The 20,345-nt window shown below is 37.5% G+C and carries 14 protein-coding genes and 1 pseudogene; 8 read left to right on the forward strand and 7 right to left on the reverse strand.

Annotation, left to right across the window (positions count from 1 at the left end; translation table 11 throughout):
- Positions 1 to 47: 47 nt before the first annotated feature.
- Positions 48 to 341, forward strand: coding sequence for a cold-shock protein (locus HX124_RS01175; RefSeq protein WP_107007464.1), 294 nt, complete (start codon positions 48 to 50; stop codon positions 339 to 341).
- A gap of 92 nt (positions 342 to 433) precedes the next feature.
- Positions 434 to 812 (forward strand): annotated as a pseudogene (locus HX124_RS01180) (endonuclease domain-containing protein).
- A 95-nt stretch (positions 813 to 907) separates the two neighbouring features.
- Here the strand turns inward: HX124_RS01180 and HX124_RS01185 are convergent.
- Positions 908 to 1,738 (reverse strand): TIGR02391 family protein, encoded by an 831-nt coding sequence (locus tag HX124_RS01185; RefSeq protein WP_286381693.1) that lies wholly within the window; start codon positions 1,736 to 1,738, stop codon positions 908 to 910.
- A 171-nt stretch (positions 1,739 to 1,909) separates the two neighbouring features.
- Positions 1,910 to 5,599, reverse strand: coding sequence for a methionine synthase (gene metH, locus HX124_RS01190; RefSeq protein ID WP_286381694.1), 3,690 nt, complete (start codon positions 5,597 to 5,599; stop codon positions 1,910 to 1,912).
- 457 nt (positions 5,600 to 6,056) lie between these two features.
- Here metH and HX124_RS01195 point away from each other — a divergent pair, with 457 nt between their 5' ends.
- Positions 6,057 to 7,679 carry an inorganic phosphate transporter gene (locus tag HX124_RS01195; protein ID WP_286381695.1) on the forward strand — a complete coding sequence of 541 codons (1,623 nt, stop codon included), beginning with the start codon at positions 6,057 to 6,059 and terminating at the stop codon, positions 7,677 to 7,679.
- A gap of 63 nt (positions 7,680 to 7,742) precedes the next feature.
- On the opposite strand, the gene HX124_RS01200 is transcribed toward HX124_RS01195, so the two are convergent.
- On the reverse strand, positions 7,743 to 9,293 hold the full coding sequence (locus tag HX124_RS01200) for a hypothetical protein (protein ID WP_286381696.1): 1,551 nt from the start codon (positions 9,291 to 9,293) through the stop codon (positions 7,743 to 7,745).
- Between the two features lie 229 nt (positions 9,294 to 9,522).
- Between HX124_RS01200 and HX124_RS01205 the strand changes: the two genes are divergently transcribed.
- Together HX124_RS01205 and HX124_RS01210 are read left to right on the forward strand one after the other, a co-directional pair.
- Positions 9,523 to 10,773 (forward strand): hypothetical protein, encoded by a 1,251-nt coding sequence (locus HX124_RS01205; RefSeq protein WP_286381697.1) that lies wholly within the window; start codon positions 9,523 to 9,525, stop codon positions 10,771 to 10,773.
- Positions 10,774 to 10,784: 11 nt separating this feature from the next.
- Positions 10,785 to 11,777 carry a hypothetical protein gene (locus HX124_RS01210; RefSeq protein WP_286381698.1) on the forward strand — a complete coding sequence of 331 codons (993 nt, stop codon included), beginning with the start codon at positions 10,785 to 10,787 and terminating at the stop codon, positions 11,775 to 11,777.
- Between the two features lie 80 nt (positions 11,778 to 11,857).
- On the opposite strand, the gene HX124_RS01215 is transcribed toward HX124_RS01210, so the two are convergent.
- Positions 11,858 to 12,478: a rhomboid family intramembrane serine protease gene (locus tag HX124_RS01215; RefSeq protein WP_107007471.1), complete on the reverse strand. Its 621-nt coding sequence runs from the start codon at positions 12,476 to 12,478 to the stop codon at positions 11,858 to 11,860.
- 161 nt (positions 12,479 to 12,639) lie between these two features.
- Between HX124_RS01215 and nfuA the strand changes: the two genes are divergently transcribed.
- Positions 12,640 to 13,278 carry a Fe-S biogenesis protein NfuA gene (gene nfuA, locus HX124_RS01220; protein ID WP_286381699.1) on the forward strand — a complete coding sequence of 213 codons (639 nt, stop codon included), beginning with the start codon at positions 12,640 to 12,642 and terminating at the stop codon, positions 13,276 to 13,278.
- Positions 13,279 to 13,557: 279 nt separating this feature from the next.
- Complete coding sequence (locus HX124_RS01225) at positions 13,558 to 15,630, forward strand: TonB-dependent receptor domain-containing protein (protein WP_286381700.1); 2,073 nt, start codon at positions 13,558 to 13,560, stop codon at positions 15,628 to 15,630.
- A gap of 25 nt (positions 15,631 to 15,655) precedes the next feature.
- Here HX124_RS01225 and HX124_RS01230 read toward each other — a convergent pair whose 3' ends face one another.
- Both HX124_RS01230 and HX124_RS01235 read right to left on the reverse strand, forming a co-directional pair.
- Positions 15,656 to 16,666 (reverse strand): hypothetical protein, encoded by a 1,011-nt coding sequence (locus HX124_RS01230; RefSeq protein WP_286381701.1) that lies wholly within the window; start codon positions 16,664 to 16,666, stop codon positions 15,656 to 15,658.
- Between the two features lie 16 nt (positions 16,667 to 16,682).
- The gene (locus HX124_RS01235) at positions 16,683 to 17,648 is read right to left on the reverse strand and encodes an alpha/beta fold hydrolase (RefSeq protein WP_502872801.1); all 966 of its coding nucleotides are present in this window, start codon (positions 17,646 to 17,648) and stop codon (positions 16,683 to 16,685) included.
- Positions 17,649 to 18,038: 390 nt separating this feature from the next.
- Here HX124_RS01235 and HX124_RS01240 point away from each other — a divergent pair, with 390 nt between their 5' ends.
- A complete protein-coding gene (locus HX124_RS01240; protein WP_107007476.1) occupies positions 18,039 to 18,653 on the forward strand; it encodes a carbonic anhydrase in 615 nt (204 codons plus the stop codon).
- An 83-nt stretch (positions 18,654 to 18,736) separates the two neighbouring features.
- Here the strand turns inward: HX124_RS01240 and HX124_RS01245 are convergent, their stop codons facing one another.
- The gene (locus HX124_RS01245; protein ID WP_286381703.1) at positions 18,737 to 20,251 is read right to left on the reverse strand and encodes a long-chain fatty acid transporter; all 1,515 of its coding nucleotides are present in this window, start codon (positions 20,249 to 20,251) and stop codon (positions 18,737 to 18,739) included.
- Positions 20,252 to 20,345: the final 94 nt, after the last annotated feature.

A 20,345-nucleotide genomic window follows, 5' to 3' on the forward strand; every position in this document is an offset into this window, starting at 1 on the left:
GAAGATAGGTATAATAGCTCAATTGTGTAAAATTTTGGAAAATGTATATGGCATCTGAATTCCAGCAAGGGAAAATTAAGCAGTATCACGCAGATCGTGGTTTTGGTTTTATCGGTGGAGCAGAGGAAGACATTTTCTTTCATATCTCTGATTTTCCGCTTGAAGATGGTGAGCCTAAGCGCAATGAACGTGTTAAGTTTTTAATTGCCGATAACAATGGAAAACCACGTGCAATTAAGATTGAACGTGTTGCAGATAATTCAGCCAAAGCAAAAAAGACGAAAGTGGTGAAGCATAATAATGCGATTACCAATACTTTGTTGTCGAATTTTAGAAAATGATCAGTCCAATAAAGTGACTAAATTCCTCCCTTTGAAGCTGAAAGGATTTTTTAGCGTAAGGGAGGATAAGCCTTTCAATTAGATTAATAATAATGAAACCCTACAATAAAAACTTAAAACAGGCATCTCGTGATTTACGAAATAATATGACTGAGGCTGAAAAGCTGTTGTGGTCAAGGCTTCGTCATAAGCAAATTTTAGAGCTTCAGTTTTATCGGCAGAAACCGCTTTTAAATTATATTGTAGATTTTTACTGTCCCTCTGCCAATTTGGTGATTGAGTGTGATGGTGGACAGCACTATATAGGTGAGGGGTTGGATGCTGATCGAGTGAGGGATGAGGCTTTAGGTGAGTTGGTTAATTGTTTTACGATTTGATAATGGGCAAGTTTTGAATGAGATTGATGCGGTGGTGGAAAGGGTTTTTGAGGTGATTTCTTTGCAATTGGAATCCCCCTCTTGCGAAACGTAGTTTTTCACCTTTTGAAAAGGGGGACTTTCCGTGAATTTTATGATGGTTTTAGATTCACGGTGTTCCTCTCTTTTTTAAAGGGAGGTTAGAAGGAGTTATATTTGACCCTCATACATTTTTTTAGCTTCAACTGCTTTGTCAAGTTTTCGATGTATTAGAGAAATCATTGATAAAATATCAAGGGCATCTAATTCATTTATTTCCCAAGTTATTTTAGGAGCATGTGCGGTAGTGTTTCTAAATGTTCCAAATACACCTTTTAGTAAATTCATAAATCCTTTTTGTTCACTTTCATGGCTTTCAGTTGTTAGGTTATTCAATGCTAAATAGGGAATCTTACCCTTATAAGAAAATGCTTCATCAACTAAATTACCTCCATCAGAAGTTAGGTTGGTTTTTATTCTAATTTTCTCCGCAATACTTTTAGTTGCTTCAAATACAGCATGAAAGTAATTATCAACAAGTAATTCAGCTTTGCAAAAAGTAAGAACATCAGCATGTATTTTTCGATCTAGTAATACTTTTCTTAAATTTTGTGCACGTTCTTCAGCTTCTGAAAATGTTTTTACTTTGCCTGCTTGTTTTATTTCTCCACTTTCTACGATTTGTACACCTTCAAAGGATAATACATAGTTCAGCTCGGTTCTTTTATTTTCAAACCATTCTTTTCTATGTACATGTCTAGAAGGGCGCATAATATGTTGAATAAAGGCTAAAATATTATTAGCACAGCGATCTTCATTTTGTTTTAAATATAAAGCATCGTATAAACGTTTCCACTTAGTTGAGTTTAATTGTGGATCTTTAATACTACACTCAAATAAATATTTAGTTATTTCTGTTCCTGATAAGCCTTCAGCAGTTTCACCTAAAATTTTACTTATGGACTCTAAGCTAGCAAGATCAAAACTTTTTATAATAGCCATTGTTAAATATTCAAATTCCTGTTGGTTTATATTTTAAGTAATTGTTTTATTTATATCAATTCAATCCCTCCCAACCTCCCTTTAAAAAAGGGAGGGGCTGTCACGTAATTCAATTGATACGCGAAAGTCCCCCTTTTCAAAGGGGGATTTAGGGGGATTAAATTAAACAAATTACTGAACCGAATCATCCAAATTCGGCGCTAACCAACGCTTCGCTTCATCCAGCGTCCAATTCTTACGCTTCGCATAATCCTCAAGCTGATCCTGAGCAATTTTACCCACGTTAAAATACTCCGACTGCGGGTTTGCATAATAGAAACCGCTGACAGAAGAAGGTGGCCACATCGCAAAACTCGTAGTGAGTTGCGTGCCAATCTTATCGGTAGAGCCCAACCAGTCAAACAAAGACGCTTTTTCAGAATGTTCAGGACAAGCAGGGTAACCCGGTGCAGGACGAATCCCGATATACTTTTCTTTAATCAACTCTTCATTTGAAAGTTGCTCATTTGCCTGATTGCCCCAGAATTCTTTACGAATACGCTCATGCAAATGCTCCGCAAATGCTTCAGCAAAACGGTCACCCAAAGATTGAGCAAGAATCGCTGAGTAGTCATCGCCCTTGGCTTTAAACTCATGCGCCATCTCTTCCGCACCGAAGATCGACACCGTAAAGCCACCTAACCAATCTTCTGCCTGATCTTTCGTCGCCACAAAATCAGCCAAAGACAAGTTTGGTTTACCTGTCACTTTATCAGACTGCTGACGAATATGATGGAAGGTATGCGTCACTGCTTGACCATCTTCCGTATAAACTTCAACAGAATCTGCCGCTGAGCGGTTGGCTGGGTAAATGCTAAATACTGCACGGGCATCAAAGCGTTTATTTTCAATAATGTCTTTGAGCATGTCCTGCGCCTGATTATATAAATCAGTTGCTGCTTCACCGACAATTTCATCTTCCAAAATTTTCGGGAATTTACCTGCCAGACTCCATGAAATAAAGAATGGTGTCCAATCAAAGTATTCCACCAAAGTTTCAAGCGGATAGTTGGTCAACGTTTGCGTACCAATAAAGTTTGGCTTCACAGGCGCATTCGCTGCAAAGTCAATTTTTAAACCATTTTCAATCGATTCAGCATAAGACAGTTTGGCTGCTTTTGGCTGTTTATTGGCAATACGCACACGGACTTTTTCATATTCGGCACGGGTTTCTTCAACAAACTTCGGCTTCATTTCTTTTGATAATAAAGTCGTTGCCACACCCACCGCACGAGAAGCATCCGCAACATAAATCACAGCATCATTAGAATATTGTGGGTCAATTTTTACTGCCGTATGCGCTTTAGATGTGGTTGCCCCACCAATCAATAACGGAACATGGAAGTTTTTGCGTTGCATTTCTTTGGCTACAAAAACCATTTCATCCAAAGACGGTGTGATCAGACCTGACAAACCAATAATATCGACTTTTTCATCAATCGCAGTCTGTAAGATTTTTTCCGCAGGTACCATCACACCAAGGTCAATAATGTCATAACCGTTACAGCCTAAAACCACGCCGACAATATTTTTACCAATATCGTGTACGTCGCCTTTGACGGTTGCCATCAGGACTTTACCTTTGGACTGACCGCCCGATTTTTCCGCTTCAATAAACGGATTCAACCAAGCCACAGCTTGTTTCATCACACGTGCTGACTTCACCACTTGTGGCAAGAACATTTTACCTGAGCCGAACAGGTCACCAACCACGTTCATGCCGTCCATCAGTGGACCTTCAATCACATCTAAAGGACGCTTGGATTTTAAGCGTGCTTCTTCGGTATCTTCATCAATAAAGGTGGTGATGCCTTTAACCAAGGCATGTTCAAGACGTTTTTCAACAGGTTGATTACGCCATTCGAGATCTTCAACTTTCTTTTGAGCAGCGCCTTGACCACGGTATTTTTCAGCCACTTCAAGCAGTTTTTCAGTCGCTTCCTGATGACTTTCACCCTGATTTTGATTCAGAATGACATCTTCAACCGCAGCTTTCAGTTCAGCATCAATGTCATCGTAAATTGCCATCTGACCTGCATTTACAATCCCCATGGTCATGCCTTGTTTGATGGCATGGTAAAGGAACACGGAGTGAATCGCTTCACGGACAGGCTCATTACCACGGAAAGAGAACGATACGTTCGACACACCGCCTGAAATCATGGCATGGGGCAGATTTTGTTTAATCCAGCCTGTTGCTTCAATGAAATCAACCGCATAGTTATTGTGTTCTTCAATACCAGTTGCAACCGCAAACACGTTCGGGTCAAAAATAATGTCTTCAGCAGGGAAGCCCACATCATTGACCAGGACATCATAAGAACGCTTACAGATTTCACGCTTACGTGCCGCAGTATCTGCCTGACCTGTTTCGTCAAATGCCATGACAATAATTGCCGCACCGTACTGACGGCATAAACGGGCTTTTTCGACAAACTCGTCATAGCCTTCTTTCAGTGAGATCGAGTTCACCACAGGCTTACCCTGAACGCATTTCAAACCTGCTTCAATGATTTCCCATTTCGATGAGTCAATCATGATCGGCACTTTAGAAATTTCAGGTTCAGACGCAACTAAGTTGAGGAAATGCACCATCGCGCCTTGCGAGTCGAGCATCCCTTCATCCATGTTAATGTCGATGACCTGAGCACCCGCAACCACTTGTTGCAATGCCACATCCAAAGCTTCGGCAAAATTTTCTTCACGGATTAAACGCAGGAATTTTTTCGAACCTGTGACGTTGGTACGTTCACCGACATTGACAAATAATGAATCAGCGGTGATGTTGAACGGCTCTAAACCACTTAAACGGCAAGCAGGTTTAGTTTCAGGCACTTGGCGTGGCTTGATGTCTTTTACCGCATTGTAAATAGCACGGATATGATCAGGCGTGGTACCACAGCAACCACCTGTGATATTGATCAGACCACTTTCTGCAAATTCTTTGAGGAATGCGGCAGTTTCTTCAGGGGTTTCATCATAACCACCGAAGGCATTTGGCAAACCTGCGTTTGGATGCGCTGAAACAAAAGTATCGGCTACATCGGCAATGGTTTTGACGTGTGGACGCATGGCATCTGCACCAAGGGCACAGTTAAAACCAATCGACAATAAGTCGCCATGACGCACAGAGTTCCAGAAGGCTTCGGCAGTTTGACCTGTCAGCGTACGACCTGAAGCATCGGTAATCGTCCCTGAAATCATTAAGGGTAATTCACGACCAATCTGACGGAACACTTCTTTTACTGCAAAAATCGCAGCTTTACAGTTTAAAGTATCAAATACAGTTTCAATGAGCAGAATATCCGCACCGCCTTCAATCAGGGCATGAGCAGCTTCTATATAATTTTCTTTTAACTCATCAAAAGTAATATTACGAAATGCAGGGTCATTTACATTCGGTGAAATCGAACAGGTACGTGATGTTGGACCCAATACACCTGCCACAAAACGTGGTTTGTCAGGGGTTGAGTATTTTAAACAGGCTTCTTTCGCCAAACGTGCCGCTTCACGGTTGATCTCAGGAACCAAGTCTTCCATGTGATAATCTGACATGGAAACACGTGTGCCATTGAATGAGTTGGTTTCAATGATGTCCGCACCAGCATCTAAGTAGGCTTCATGAATGCCTTGAATAATTTGTGGCTGAGTCAGCACCAAAAGGTCATTGTTGCCTTTTAAGTCAGATGCCCAATCCGCAAAGCGCTCACCACGATAGTCGGCTTCTTCGAGTTTATGGCGTTGAATCATGGTTCCCATTGCACCATCAATAATGAGGATGCGTTGGGCGAGAAGCGCTTTTAAAGTGGCAAGTGTGGACATAAATAACCCAATCCGATGGAATATAAAATCTGCATATATGTTAGCAGAATTCAAATCAATTTTACTGTTATTCATGTGGTGAAGCGAAGGAAAAGCATTTTTGTTGCTATTTTGATCAATTAGCGCAGGGCATTAGAAAATAATTGTCTGAATTTTCATCGAAATGTCATCTCTTGAGCGTATTTTATTTGCCCCCAAAAAACAATATGAAATTTTTTATTGCAAATATTACAATTATTTTAATTGTTGGAAAATGACATTTTGGCGTAAATTGCCAATTATATTTTATTTAATATGTTGATTTATTAATGTTTAATTTATTTTTAGTGATCTTTGTTTGTATTTTGGTCAATCCAAATAAGCAAAAATGTTGCTTTATATGACAGCTATTTGTCATATAATTGTCACAATTTAATTGAACAATAAGCGCATTCTATCATCCGCTTAAAACGTCTGCATGAATTCTAATCTACCTCCCGTTTCAGATTCATCACAGTCGTCGACTCAAAGTAAATCGACGAATGTTCATGTTCCGACACCTAAATTTTTTATGCCGGTGTTTTTAACGCTTATTATTTCAACACTTATTTATATCGGTGTTCAGCTTTCTGCTGATTTAGCTCATGTACCACCTTTGAGCTTATATTCTGTTGTATTACTTGCGACAGCTTTATTTATTGCTTTGGGTTTTGAGTTTGTAAATGGTTTCCATGATACAGCCAATGCTGTAGCAACGGTTATTTATACCAATGCTTTGCCTGCACCCGTTGCAGTGATGTGGGCAGGTTTTTGTAACTTTCTTGGGGTAATGGTTGCAAGTGGTGCTGTGGCTTACGGGATCATTGCTTTATTGCCTGTTGAATTGATCATGAATGTCGGATCAGGCGCTGGTTTTGCCATGGTTTTTGCCATGCTCATTGCTGCGATCATGTGGAACTTAGGTACTTGGTTCTTAGGGATTCCTGCATCTAGCTCACATACACTCATCGGTTCGATTCTTGGTGTAGGGATCATGAACTACATTTTGCACTCATCAAGTGGTGCAAGTGGTGTAGACATGGACCAAGTCATGAAAGTGGGTAAAGCACTTTTATTCTCACCATTGATTGGTTTTGCTTTTGCCGCGATTGTGTTTTTGATCGTGAAAAAGATTTTCAAGAAACAACTTGAGTTGTTCCAACCACCTGAAGGCAATAAGCCACCACCGCCATTGATTCGTGCCATTTTGATTTTCACTTGTACAGGTGTAAGTTTTGCGCATGGTTCAAACGATGGGCAAAAAGGTATGGGCTTGATCATGTTGATTTTGATCGGTTTAGTGCCATTGGCTTATTCTCTCAACAAAAACTTAGATCAACAACATTTACAGTCTTTCTCTCAATTGTCTGCACAAACAGCAACAGCAGTGTATGCACAGCATGCCGATATTCCTGATGAGCAAGCACGTTCAACAATTACCAAATATATTCAAACCAAAGAAATGACACCCGAAGTTGTACCTGCGTTAGCAAGTTTGACAGATCACTTAGGTGACCGTGTGGCTAAGTTTGGTGATTTAAAAGATATTCCTGAAGCAGAAGTATCATCTTTACGTAATGATATGTACTTAAGTACAACTGCATTTAAACGTTTAGACAAAGCTGAACAATTGCCAAAAATGGACGAAGCTCAAGCGAAAACTGTAAAAGAATATCGTAAAAGTTTAGATTCATTCCTACAATATATTCCAACTTGGGTCAAAGTTGCTGTAGCACTTGCTCTAGGTCTTGGAACAATGGTGGGTTGGAAACGTATTGTTGTAACTGTGGGTGAGCGTATTGGTAAGCATCACATGACTTATGGTCAAGGGATGTCTGCTGAGTTGGTTGCAATGACAACAATCGCTGCGGCAGATGGTTTTGGTATGCCTGTATCAACAACACACGTATTAAATTCGGCAGTTGCTGGAACCATGGTGGCAAATAAATCAGGTTTAAACTTTAATACTGTTAAAACGATTCTTTCAGCATGGATTTTTACATTACCTGCGACCATTTGTTTATCGGGTGGATTGTATTGGTTATTGCTTAAAGTGTTTTAATTCTTAGATGCTCATATGATTTGATCTGAAAAACGCTGCTTAAGCAGCGTTTTTTTATGAGTATTATTTTTTCAACTTACTCAGTACTTGCTTAAGTGGAAGTTTCTCTGCGGCAAAACCATAGATTGCAGCAAAAGGTAATGCTGTACGAGCTAAGTAAGCTACACGCCATAAGCCTCCATGATTTGCACCTTCCATCATCAGTTCTAAAGGATGTTCCATCGCGGTTTCTGGATTGGAAACGGACTGAGGGTTTTTTAAATCATGAATCCAAAGTGCAGCCATAATGGCATTGGTGGTTTCTGGGTCAAATGCTTCGACATCAAATAAACTGGCACCGTTAAATGCAGCTTTAAGCAGTGGATTTTTTGTCACTGAATGCGTTGTCGTTGAAGGCGCAATGTTAATACTGACTTTTTGCCCTTGATGACGTGCCAAGGTTGCACGCCATTGTTGAATACGTTTTGCTAAAGCATAGTTTGGACCCTGTTCAACCACGAGGCAGTCTGCAACTCCATAGGACTGACCATTATCAGATGCGATGAGTTTAGATGGATTGTCTTTAAAAAACTGCTTCATGGACAAGGCAGAAACACCTTTACTCAGAATAATTTCCAGTTTAGAGCGTTGTTGATTTTTTGCTATAGAGCCTTCGATTACTTCTTTGGGCACAGCATAAACATCGGTTGGGGTACACATATACATCAACGATGAATCGGCTTTTTGCTCACTGACCGTGTTCATGATGCTATCCATCGCCATAGAGACACGAACATGTTTTTCACCATCTAAATAAGCAATCGAGGCTAAATCAAGACGCTGAGGGTTATCGCATAACCATTGCGTGATTTCTGGGATTTGAGTAAGTAAGTTTGCACCGAGTTTACTTTTGAGCGTATCGATGTCTTGAGTATCTGTTATCTTGTCAAAACAAGGTGCATAAAGCGTAGCATTACCATTTTTGATGGTATTAAGAATTTTTGCCCAGACGCGTTCATTAGGCAAATCCACTGCAACGATATTGGCTTTCCAACGCGCAAGCCATGTCAGTGGTCCTGCCTCAGAACCTGCACCAAATAAAACCAATGTACGGTCTGACAAGTCAAACCATTCAGGATGAGCATGGGCTTCTCGGAGCGCATTAGCATGGCTCGCTTCGATGATGCCTTTATCTTCCCAAACTTGGATTTGTTCAAGTAAAGCAGCACCTTGCAATTTTTTGCCGCGATATGGCACATACCATTCAGGTTGAATATCGGATTGACCTTGAAAATGAACAGTATAAATTTTTTCCGTCAAAGGAATAGACATGACATCTTTTAATGCATAACGTTGCCCATTTCTGAAAAAATCAAAACTATGCTGAGCTTTATGTAAACCTTGTTTTGCAATTGTGATTGGATTATTGACAGATTGAATGCCATTTTCTACCAAAGCTTTGAAATAAACTGGATAGTTTTTACGCCAATTTTTTTCTTGTAGTACCTGCTTTGAACGTTGAGGGTCAACCAAAGATAAAGCTTCAGCAATGATATTTTTACCTGTTTGAGAGGAGCTGCTTTTTTTAGAGTGCGGATCTAGAGGAAATTGTAAACCATCAATTGAATTGGACATGCAAAATATCTCGTTTATTTCAGTATTAATATACAGATGTATACATTATCCACGCCAAGTTTAAATGTTCGGTGGCATTTCATACCAAAATGACATACAGAAATAAAAAATCGCACACTATAGCGAAGACATCATTTTAAAAATACTCCTCATTTGGGGAATAGAATTTATTCAATAAAACAATACATTAGGCTTGGGGAAAGTAGAAGTTAAGATCAGTGAGATTGTTATGAATATTCAAGTTAGCGCGTATGTTTTAGGTGCTTTATTATTCGTTGGGGCGACACCTGCATTTGCAAAAGATGTCTTTAATGCTCAAATTCAAGTTGGAAATAATACGTATCAGAGCAAAGGCTATAGTAATTTAAATGATGCGATTGACCAGTATGATTTTGTAAATATGAAACAAATATTTCCAAATTATACAGAAACATCTTTTGCGCATTCAGCATTAAATTTAAGAGGGGTAAATACTCAACTTGAATTTGCACAAGACTCATCACAGTTAAAATTTAGTATTCCATCATTAGGAATTACCAGAATTTATGGGGAAATTGGAGGAACGAGGGAGCAGGCTAAAGACGCTTTTTTAAATGCTCTAAAAGGCGAAGATGAATATATTTTAAAAGCTCTAACGAAGGAATGGGTAAAAAATACGCCTATAGACCCTGTTGCAGGTAACCCAAATAGTTTAATGAGCACGATGGCGGTTAGCAGTACAGAAACGATGTCTGACATGACTTCAAACCAAGCTTTTGGCAATAAAACCACAGGTTCACGTTCTAGTTTTGGAATTACACCACGTTTTGGGCGTTATACCCAAGGTGAATATGGCGTAGATGTTTATAACTTACCCATCAGTTATAGCCACTGGTTTGAAAATGAAAAAGTAGGCATATCTTTTGATGTACCTATTACGCTTGTTGATACTGAGGGAGCTTATTCGGGTAGTCTAAACTTTGGTTTGGGTGTAAATTTTAAAGCTTATGAAAACAAAGATTTAACTTGGTTTGTTATGCCACAAGTACGAGTGGGAGCAACAGGTTCAGAAGACTTAGGTTCAGCAGCTTTAATCTATGGTGGTGGTTTGGTGAGTAACCTACAATTTCCATTAAGCTGGGATGCTTCAATCAATATTATTAATATGGCAACAGTCTATAAAACAGACTCTATTCAAATCGGGGACTATGAAACTCATTACGATTTAAAAAATACAATTTTGCGCAATGGTGTCGAATATAGCCAAGTTTTGAAACGCAGTATTAATAATAGTCCTCTGATTGCAAAAGTGTCTTTAGCACGCACGGATTATCATGGAGATGAATTATATACCGAAGTTTCACATGATTTATCAGCATCAATCGGATTTAAAAACTTAAAGCCAAACGCTTGGATTAGTGATTATCGAATTGGAGCAACATACACCTATACAGATAATGACTTAAAAGGATTCATGCTCAATATGGGTTATACTTTCTAAGGAATAGAACAATGAAATATATTTTACCTAGTATTGCATTGTTGATGACAACAAGCGTCCAAGCTGAATTAATTATTCACCAAGCGCCATTTATAAAAGGTGTGGTGGCTGAACCTGTTGCAACACCAAATGAAAACATCACTGAAACTACACAGCCTCAATCTCAAGTAGCGCTAACTCAGTCATCTGTAATTGAACCATCTGTAAATACTGCACAGTCACCAACCGATCCTGTATTGCTTAGCGAAGCTCAACCTGTACAAGCTGTAGCACCTCAAATTGCTAAACCGACTATCGTGTCTAGTGTTGTTGCAGATGAAACGGAAAATCGTATTTTAGGTTTAAAATATGCAGAAGGCGCGAAACCATTTGTTGTGTTTGCAGAAGCAGGAATTCTTGGTTTAGGTTTTGGTGCAGGTTTTTCAATTAATTCATATCTTGATCTGGTCGCAGGATATAATGGCGGAAAATACAAAGCTGATGCGCTAGATTTTGAATTAATGAGTGGAATGAAAGTCGATAAAGTGGATTTTGACAGTAAAGTTCAATATGTTGCTGCTAATATTCGACCATTCGCTGGTTCATTTCATTTAACATTAGGTTTATTTAATCAAGATATTAAATTTAAAGGACAATATTCTCCAAGTGACTTTTATCTTGATGAAGGAGAGCTTCCTGAATATACCTTTAACCATGCAACTTTTGATGCAAATCAAGTTGGAAGTGTACACCTAGATGTTGATTTTGATCAGAAAGTATTGCCGTATGTGGGCATTGGTTGGAGTCCGAAAATTAGTCAACGTTGGGGTTTAGCAACACAGTTTGGCGCAATGTATGCAGGTAAACCTCAAGTCAGTTATTATCCTGAAAATGGAAATTTAACCATCCAAGATCAAGATAAAACCACAACATTGGGTGACGCTTTAAAAGTAGAGGAAGATAATTTTAGTACATGGTTAAAATGGATCCCTGTTGCTAAAATTGGTCTTTGGGTACGTTTTTAATCTTTCTAATTTTGCTTGATTTCAGATATTCGCCACAATTTTTGTAGCGAATATCATCTGATTAAAATTTAAAAATAAAACTAAAAAGGAAGTTGCATTAACTGATTAAAAAAATGCGGAACAACACGTGGCTCAATAATAATTGTCATAATCACACCGTATGCTGCTCCCCATAAATGTGCACTGTGATTAATGTTTGAATTACCTTTTTTACCTGACCAAATACTATAAGCGACATATAACACAGCAAAAATAATTGCAGGAACGGGAATAAAGAAAACAAAAATCAATTTCCATGGTTGAAATAAGATATATGCAAATAACACCGCAGAAACAGCACCAGATGCACCTAAACTTGCCCAACGTGTGTCATTTTTATGTTTTAGATAACTCGGTAAAATTGCAAAAATTAAACCACCTAAATAAAACAAGACAAAGCCTAAGTCATATAGATATTGACGATAAAAACTTTCGATAATGCTACCAAAGAAAAATAAAGTAAACATATTAAATAACAGATGCATACCATCAGCATGAATAAAACCATGAGTAATAAAACGGTCATATTGCGATTTTTGCTGAATTGCAGGTGGCCAAAAAATAAAACGATCAAGGACTTGCCGATTTGAAAAAGCGATAAGGGAGATAATCACCGTAATGAGGATGATCGTAATCGTATGATTAAAAGGTAAATGCAGCATAAGCGTTCACAAAAAAAGAAGAAGATCAATTTAACAGCAATCATGCCATTAAATTGTATGAAATCATGTTGTTTTTCATCAAATCCGACAATTTTAGTTGATTTTTATTCATTCAGCCTCATCTTCAGTTAAAATAACAACTTCAGCTTGAGGATAGAGTTATGTCGACTGAGAACACCAATACTGCAGTTGCAGAAGAAATTCCAAATTTATTGATTACTCCAAATGCGCAAGAGTATTTAAAGGATCTGTTGGATAAGCAAAATACTCCAGGAATTGGCATTCGTGTATTTGTAGAAAATGCAGGTACTCCACGTGCAGAATGCTGTATGGCATATAGCGCGCCTGAAGAAGTTGTACCAACAGATTACAAACAAGATTATGCAGATTTTCCTGCATTTATTGATGCACCATCCATTCCATATTTGAAAGATGCTGTGATTGACTACAATAAAGATCGTTTTGGTGGTCAACTCACTTTCCGTGCTCCAAACTCTAAAGTGCCACGTGTTGGACCAGATGCCTCTATTGAAGAGCGCATTACTTATGTACTTCAAGCAGAAATCAACCCAGGTCTTTCAGGTCATGGTGGTAACTGTGCTTTGGTTGAAGTTGTTGAAGATGCAGAGCATGGCTTAACGGCTGTATTGAAGTTTGGTGGTGGTTGCCAAGGTTGTTCAGCGATTGATGTGACTTTGAAACAAGGCGTTGAAACAACACTGAAAGAGCACGTGCCTGAGTTAGCACGTGTTGTTGACCAAACAGATCATAGCCAATCAGAAGGTGCATATTTCAAATAATTTTTGAAATTTTGTGCAAAAAAACCTCCATTTTTTTGGAGGTTTTTTTATGGGGCATTACTTCTACGTTTAAAATAAAAACAATATAAAACTTAAATTAAGCTTAATTTATTGAAATTATTGTGTGATAAATAATCAAAAAAGTGTAAATTCCTTAATTACTAATGATAATAGTTATCAATATCTATTGTAATTAGATTATCTTTTGTTACACTACGCAACGAAAACTGCATCTTTTATTCTTTTTCTATCATTTTTAGCCGCTCTGGAATACTTTTTATGCCAAACCGTATTATCCAATCTGTATTATCTCTTTCGGTATTATCATTGATGATGGGAAGTGCATACGCAAAAGATTCACAAGAAAATTCCAGTGAAGTTCAGGCTAAAAATTCAGAACCTGTACAATTAGAAACGGTGGTTTTAACAGCGTCTGGCTATAAACAAGATAAAACAAAAGCACCAGCCTCTATGACGGTGATTACACGTAAAGAATTAGAAAATCGACAATATAGTGATATTACAGATGTACTTAGAAATACCCCAGGTGTTGTAATTTCAGGTGCAGGTTCAGCGCAAACGGTTAGTATTCGTGGTATGGGCTCAAGTTATACATTATTTTTAGTCAACGGAAAGCGTCAATTTTCTAAAGATGTGAACCCAAATGGCGATGATAATGGTTTTGAAAAAAACATCTTACCGCCAGTTGCTGAAATTGAACGTATTGAAGTCATTCGTGGTCCTGCATCTACTTTATATGGTACAGATGCCATGGGTGGTGTGGTAAATATCATTACCAAAAAGGTCAGTACAGATTGGTCAGGAACAGCAGAATTAGGTGCTGTGCTACAAGATCATCACCAATCTGGAGACATTAAAAACGGTTCTGCATATTTATCAGGTCCGCTTATTGCCAATAAATTAGGCATGCAATTGGGTGTAAGTAAGTCTAAACGTGATGAAGATCGTTATGTGGGTGGCTTTAGAAGTACTGATGTTGAAAGCTTAAATTCAAGATTTACATATTTACTCAATGATAATCATGATCTTGAATTTGAAGCAAATTTCATGAAACAAGAATCTGAGTCAACTGCGGGTAAAACCATTGTAAGTACAGGTGCAGATTCTTATGGACGTAATTATCGTCAAGTCTATGGCTTAACCCATAATGGTCATTATGGCGATAATTTAAGTAGTAATTCTTATATTCAATATGAGAATTCAAAAAATCCAGATCGTAGTAATAGTTCAACAGGTTTAAGTGGGATTGAACTGGAAACTTGGTTGGCAAATAGTCAGTGGCATTGGAAATTAAGTGATCATAACTTAATTGGTGGGCTATATTTTAAAAATGAATCTTTAGTCGATAAAGCAACCAATCAAAATGCTGACATGCCTGTAACAGAGTTAGAGCGTTGGGCATTTGCTGTATTTGCAGAAGATACCTGGACGATTACTGATACATTTAATTTGACGACTGGATTACGTTATGATCATGATGAAAATTATGATGGTAATTTTTCGCCACGTTTATATGGTGTTTACACCCCTACAGATGCTTGGACATTTAAAGGTGGGGTATCAACAGGTTATAAACAACCTGATTTAAAACAGTCTTCAAGTGATGTGCATTCTGTTACAGGTAAAGGCAGTGCCTTTATTATGGGGAATGATAATTTAAAACCAGAAAAATCTGTCAGTTATGAGTTTGGTACAGCATGGCAAGGTGATCAATCTAAAGCCTCTGTGACCGCATTTTATACTGAATTTAAAGATAAAATTACTGAAATTCGTGAATGTTCTTCGCCAAATGGCAGCAATACAAATGCTGCGACTTGGGCATGTAAAGACCCATTTGGTCGTTTAGATGCTGTAACGGGTGATGTTCGTTTATGGAACTTCATTAGTTCGCGTATCAATGTTGATGAAGCAACTATGCAAGGTGTAGAAGCAACTTTTGATACTGAACTTGCTGATGGTGTTAATTTAAGTACAAACTATACTTATACTGAAACAGAGCAAAAGTCTGGTGATTTAAAAGGGCAGCCTTTAAATCAAGTGCCTAAACATATGTTTAATGCAACAGTTGATTATACTATTAATGATGCTTTAGACATTTGGACACGTTTACATCATCGTAGTGAAACTTCATCATATTTAGGTCGAGCTTCTATGTCAGCACCGACACCTGCATATCAGTTTTTAGATGTTGGTTTTAACTATCAATTTACAGCAAACTTAAAAGGTAAATTTGGTGTTTATAATATTTTAGATGAAAAAGCAGAAGATGCTGATGGTGATCAAGTCCTTGATGGTCGTCGTTATGGAATTAGCTTTTTAGCAAAATTCTAATAATATGATGAAAAGAAAAAGGCGCTTAAGCGCCTTTTTCGATATTTAAAATCGCTAAAGTTTCATCAGCATAATAAAACTTTTCTAAATGAATACGCGCACGAGCTTTTAAATGCTTAGAATAAATCATTTTTTGAATGATAGGTTCAAGTAATGCTTGTAGTTCATTTTGAATCAATGCTTCATCAATATTTAAATCACGCAGCAATAAATCAAAAGGGCGCTCTTCATTACGGACATACCAAGCAAAAACACCATCATGAACTTGTTGTTGTAAATATTCAGTTTGGCGAATATGTTCCCAAATTTCGTGCCCTAAACCAACCGTTTGTGGTAAGTCCTCAATTTCAATATAGTTGCGTAAAGTGCTTATAGGCACTTTTTTAATCTTATGCCAAAGATTTGCTTGGAAATGATAAAGCTTATGATCATCAAACTGTTGATTTAAAACTTGTTCGCTTAACTGACTAATCTTAATAATATTTTTTTGTAAATAATGCTTTACGGTGTCATCCAAATTGGTATCAGTCACAGATTCCAAAACAGATTTTCCCATTTTCATAAAACGACCAACAGCAGGCACTTTTTTATTCATGACTGAGTTATCAATGTAGTCTTGAATAGAATGATGAATGAGTTGAGTGAGCATCTGAGAAAATGAAGCATTATTGACAATACGTTTGATCAAGGCTTGGCGATGACTAGATTTACTTGCAACATATTGAGCCGTTTTATCAATCGTCGTAACAGGAATAATATCCTCAATTAAGGTTTGATCATTACTTGGATGAATGAGTGCAATACGAATATGTTCAGCAATTTGTTCAATTAAGAAGGAACTTGCTGGCGTTGCTAGAATTTGCTTTTGTAGCAAATCATTGATTTGTTGAAAAGTCCAAATATCTTTGAGATTTTGCTTTCTAAACCAGTGATAAAATTCGGTAAATTCTATTTTAATGGTTTCAGATTGAGCAAACTCTTGATCTAAAAATGCCAATTGAGCATCAATCAATTGTTCAATCATGGGATGAGTCATGATAAATAAGCCTTAATTATAAAATTTTCTGTTCAAGTAACGGATTCTTTTGTGATTGAATCTTAGTGAGAAAAGAAAGATAAGCATCCACCACTTTATCAGGTGCTTCTAAGAGCGGCATATGACCGATATGATCTAATATAATCGGTTTTTCACTGCGTTTGATCATTGATTTCAACTCTTGCGCAACTTCAACATTGACAATCTGATCTTGTTTACCCCATAAAATTAGCGTAGGTGCTTCAATATTTCTAACCATGGTGGCAAATGAAGTTGTGGTATATAACTTATTTAATGCATCAATTTGATCAATGACCTTTTTAGTATCTTGTGCTTTAATAATTAATAATTTTTCACGTTCAGCATTGATGATGGCAGGTGTAAAAGGCGGATTATACATGACTTTTTTCAGTACAAAGTTCAGATCACCCGCTTGAGCAACAAGTAATTGTTTGAGATATACAGGATTTTTTAAATAATTGGTATTGTTACTTTTAAATACACCGCCTGAGCTGAGTAAAAATAAACTTTTTGTATCAAATGGATATTGCGAAGCATAAAACATCGCAATTGAGCCACCTAAAGAATGCCCAACGACATTTAAGTTATTTTGAATATGTGCAGCCTCAATGAAGCGTCGCAATTGTTCAGTAACATTTGGAACAGAAATATCAAAATTTGCTGGAACCTGCGTTGTGCCTGCAAAAGGTAAATCAGGAATAATCACATGATAATGTTGTGTTAATTGATGAGCTACATCATTCCATGTATCACGGCTACTGCCTAAACCATGAATTAATAAAAGTGTAGGTTTACTGCGATCACCACCTTCACTATATGACCAAACAACATCACCTACACGTAAGGTTTTACTCGATAAACCTGCCCAAGCTCTTTCTTCTTGTAATACTTTTTGATAGTCAATAAATTCAGTTGTGGCATATGTATTTGTCAAACTTAGACTAGAAACTCCTATTGCCATACTACTAAAGATGAGCGCTGCTCTACAAAATTGGAGAAAAGTTTTTGAGGGCATCTGAGGCATTTAACGGGTTCCTTCTTAACAATCCACTATTATATAAAGCAAATGCAATTTATTGATGACCTAATTTCAGCAATCAATTGGCATCTTTTGCATAAAGTGTTATTTTTTATAAAGTACTGTCTGTTTAATAAGCGATTCTATAATCTAAAGTGTTAAATCATTCAAATTATGTGCTTATTATGTAGATTTGTTAAACAATTACCTTGTATTTGAATGAAAAAATAGCATTTAACTTAATTTGTAACAGAGTTTATTTTTAGTCAGTGACATTCAAATTTGACAGTATTAAAATTCAATATCATCTCCACACAATGGAACAATACACACATGCTAACCGCTCAAGAAGCTTTAGAACGATTGAAACAAGGCAATGAACGCTTTGCACATGGTGAAACAAATCATAATAAGTTTTTGACACACCAACAGCGAACAGAGATGGTTGGAAGTCAGGAGCCATTTGCAATTATTTTAGGATGTTCAGACTCGCGTGTACCTGCGGAGATGGTATTTGATCAAGGTTTTGGTGATTTATTTGTGATCCGTGTAGCAGGGAACATTGTCGCACCATCACAAGTGGGTAGTGTCGAGTTTGCAGCAGACAGTTTTGGCTGTCCGTTGGTTGTGGTGTTAGGGCATAGTCATTGTGGCGCGATTCATTCTACAATTGAAGCATTAAAAAACCCAAATACACCGCCTTCAGCAAACTTAATGTCAATTGTTAACCGTGTGCGTCCTTCAGTTGAGATTTTAATGCAAACTGAATTAAAAGATGATTTGGAAAAATTGTCTATGCATGCAGTAAAATCAAATGTATTTGCTTCAGTGAATCAGTTACGTCATGGTTCGGCTGTATTAGAAAGCTTAATTGCTAAAGGTCAACTCAAAGTGGTTGGTGCAGAGTACTCACTTGAAACAGGTGAAGTGTCATTTTATGACTTTTAAATCATTGTTTTAACGTTAAAAAATAATTGTAAGCTTTGATAAAAAATCCCACATGATGTGGGATTTTTTTAGATATAAATTTTTTAGAATTTATAACCGATTTTTAAACCATAAGCGATGGCATTGTTATCACTGAAGTCTGCAACATAATCGCTACCACCTGCTTGTGCGCCAGTTTGTGCTTTAGCATCACCTAACCAGAAGTATTTTACACCACCTGCAATGAAGTAATTTGCAGCAGGGCTATATTGAACACCTAAGCCAACGTTCCAATAACCTTCTGTTGGACCTAATGTTGATACTGGATTACCTGCACCTGAGTCCCAACCAACAGAAACGTTACCTGCCCATTGGTCATTCAGTTTACGACCAACACCTGCGTTAACAGACCATTGATCATCAGAGTATTCAACAAGGTTAAAGCCATTTGATCGACCAATTTGAGGTAATTTACCAACAACATCCGATACTAAGCCAAATTTATATGGGCGAATTGAAAAATCTTTCCAATTTACCCAACGAAGATTGGCAAATGCAACAGTATTTTCCATAATACCTGTTTGCAAATCTAAGTTAACTGATTGAGGTGTTGTAATTTTAGTTTTTCCTGTTGCTGCTGCGATCTGTTGCGCTGCGGCTGCCCCTTCATCACCTAATAATGATAAAGCACCTAAAGTTGGTAAACTTTCTTGTGCATTGACATCATGATCGATTTCAGAGCGATATGTAATGGAAGCTTTTAAGGCAATTTCAGGAATCTGATATGAAGCACCTGCTAACCAACCTACACCACTCGTTTCTTTAATTTTAGCGTCATAGCCATTGTAAAGACTATAAGCTTGACCACGTAGACTTACACTTCCTTTAATAGTTTGATAGGCAGCACCACCATACAAATTAATATTTTTAATAGGTTGGAAACCAAAAATCATAGAAAGATTTTGAGTGTCAACTTCAACGCTCGTATTACCTTTACCTAAAGTTGAGTTGACTTGCTTCAATCCTTCATCAACTTTCTGTGTTACACCTTGTTTAATTGCAGCATCAATTTTATCTTTTGTACCTTGAAAGTTTGCATTATATGCAGCAAGTGTTTGCCGATATTGAGCTTGTCCTTGAGCAGAGCTCAAATCAACACCTTGTGCTTGAAGGGCAGCACCAACACGATCAGTTGCTGATAAGGCATTAAAGTTTTTATCAATAGTACTTTGACGAATGGCATCTAGGCTTGATGTTGGTAAAATCGTATTAGTAGGATCAGAAACAAAAACATTTTCGCCATGGTATTTTGCATCAGCACCAAAAGGTTGGTCGTAAAGTAGACCAAATGATATTTTGTCAGTGAGCTGTAATTTAAGAGCTGCAGAAGGGAAGTAGTAGTCTTCACCCATGTCATCAATAGTACGGCGAGTTTCACTTGTTCCTGCTTCACGTCCTTCTACAGTTGGATCTAGAACAGAAAGACCAGCCTCAAAATAGTTATCTGGTTGTAAAAATGCAGAAATCGATTGACCAGATCGATCTAATGCAGCAGCAAAAACAGGGGTTGCTGGTAAGGTTGCAAATAACATTGCAGTTGTTAACGCTTTTACTTTCATTTTCGCTTTTTCCCTAGACCGTAAAATGAATAACTTGAAGCATTTGTAAATAAAAAATTAGAATATTTATGATTTACAAATAATGTTCGAAATT

Source organism: Acinetobacter sp. 226-1, from assembly GCF_030329325.1.
Lineage (GTDB): Bacteria > Pseudomonadota > Gammaproteobacteria > Pseudomonadales > Moraxellaceae > Acinetobacter > Acinetobacter sichuanensis.

Excerpts from the sequence above, each read along its gene's own strand:
- HX124_RS01175 (WP_107007464.1), top strand. The coding sequence starts at position 48 with ATGGCATCTGAATTCCAGCAAGGGAAAATTAAGCAGTATCACGCAGAT.
- HX124_RS01195 (WP_286381695.1), top strand. The coding sequence starts at position 6,057 with ATGAATTCTAATCTACCTCCCGTTTCAGATTCATCACAGTCGTCGACT.
- HX124_RS01235 (WP_502872801.1), bottom strand. The coding sequence starts at position 17,648 with ATGGCAATAGGAGTTTCTAGTCTAAGTTTGACAAATACATATGCCACA.
- nfuA (WP_286381699.1), top strand. The coding sequence starts at position 12,640 with ATGTCGACTGAGAACACCAATACTGCAGTTGCAGAAGAAATTCCAAAT.
- HX124_RS01200 (WP_286381696.1), bottom strand. The coding sequence starts at position 9,293 with ATGTCCAATTCAATTGATGGTTTACAATTTCCTCTAGATCCGCACTCT.
- HX124_RS01225 (WP_286381700.1), top strand. The coding sequence starts at position 13,558 with ATGCCAAACCGTATTATCCAATCTGTATTATCTCTTTCGGTATTATCA.
- HX124_RS01245 (WP_286381703.1), bottom strand. The coding sequence starts at position 20,251 with ATGAAAGTAAAAGCGTTAACAACTGCAATGTTATTTGCAACCTTACCA.
- metH (WP_286381694.1), bottom strand. The coding sequence starts at position 5,599 with ATGTCCACACTTGCCACTTTAAAAGCGCTTCTCGCCCAACGCATCCTC.
- HX124_RS01215 (WP_107007471.1), bottom strand. The coding sequence starts at position 12,478 with ATGCTGCATTTACCTTTTAATCATACGATTACGATCATCCTCATTACG.
- HX124_RS01185 (WP_286381693.1), bottom strand. The coding sequence starts at position 1,738 with ATGGCTATTATAAAAAGTTTTGATCTTGCTAGCTTAGAGTCCATAAGT.
- HX124_RS01205 (WP_286381697.1), top strand. The coding sequence starts at position 9,523 with ATGAATATTCAAGTTAGCGCGTATGTTTTAGGTGCTTTATTATTCGTT.
- HX124_RS01230 (WP_286381701.1), bottom strand. The coding sequence starts at position 16,666 with ATGACTCATCCCATGATTGAACAATTGATTGATGCTCAATTGGCATTT.
- HX124_RS01210 (WP_286381698.1), top strand. The coding sequence starts at position 10,785 with ATGAAATATATTTTACCTAGTATTGCATTGTTGATGACAACAAGCGTC.
- HX124_RS01240 (WP_107007476.1), top strand. The coding sequence starts at position 18,039 with ATGCTAACCGCTCAAGAAGCTTTAGAACGATTGAAACAAGGCAATGAA.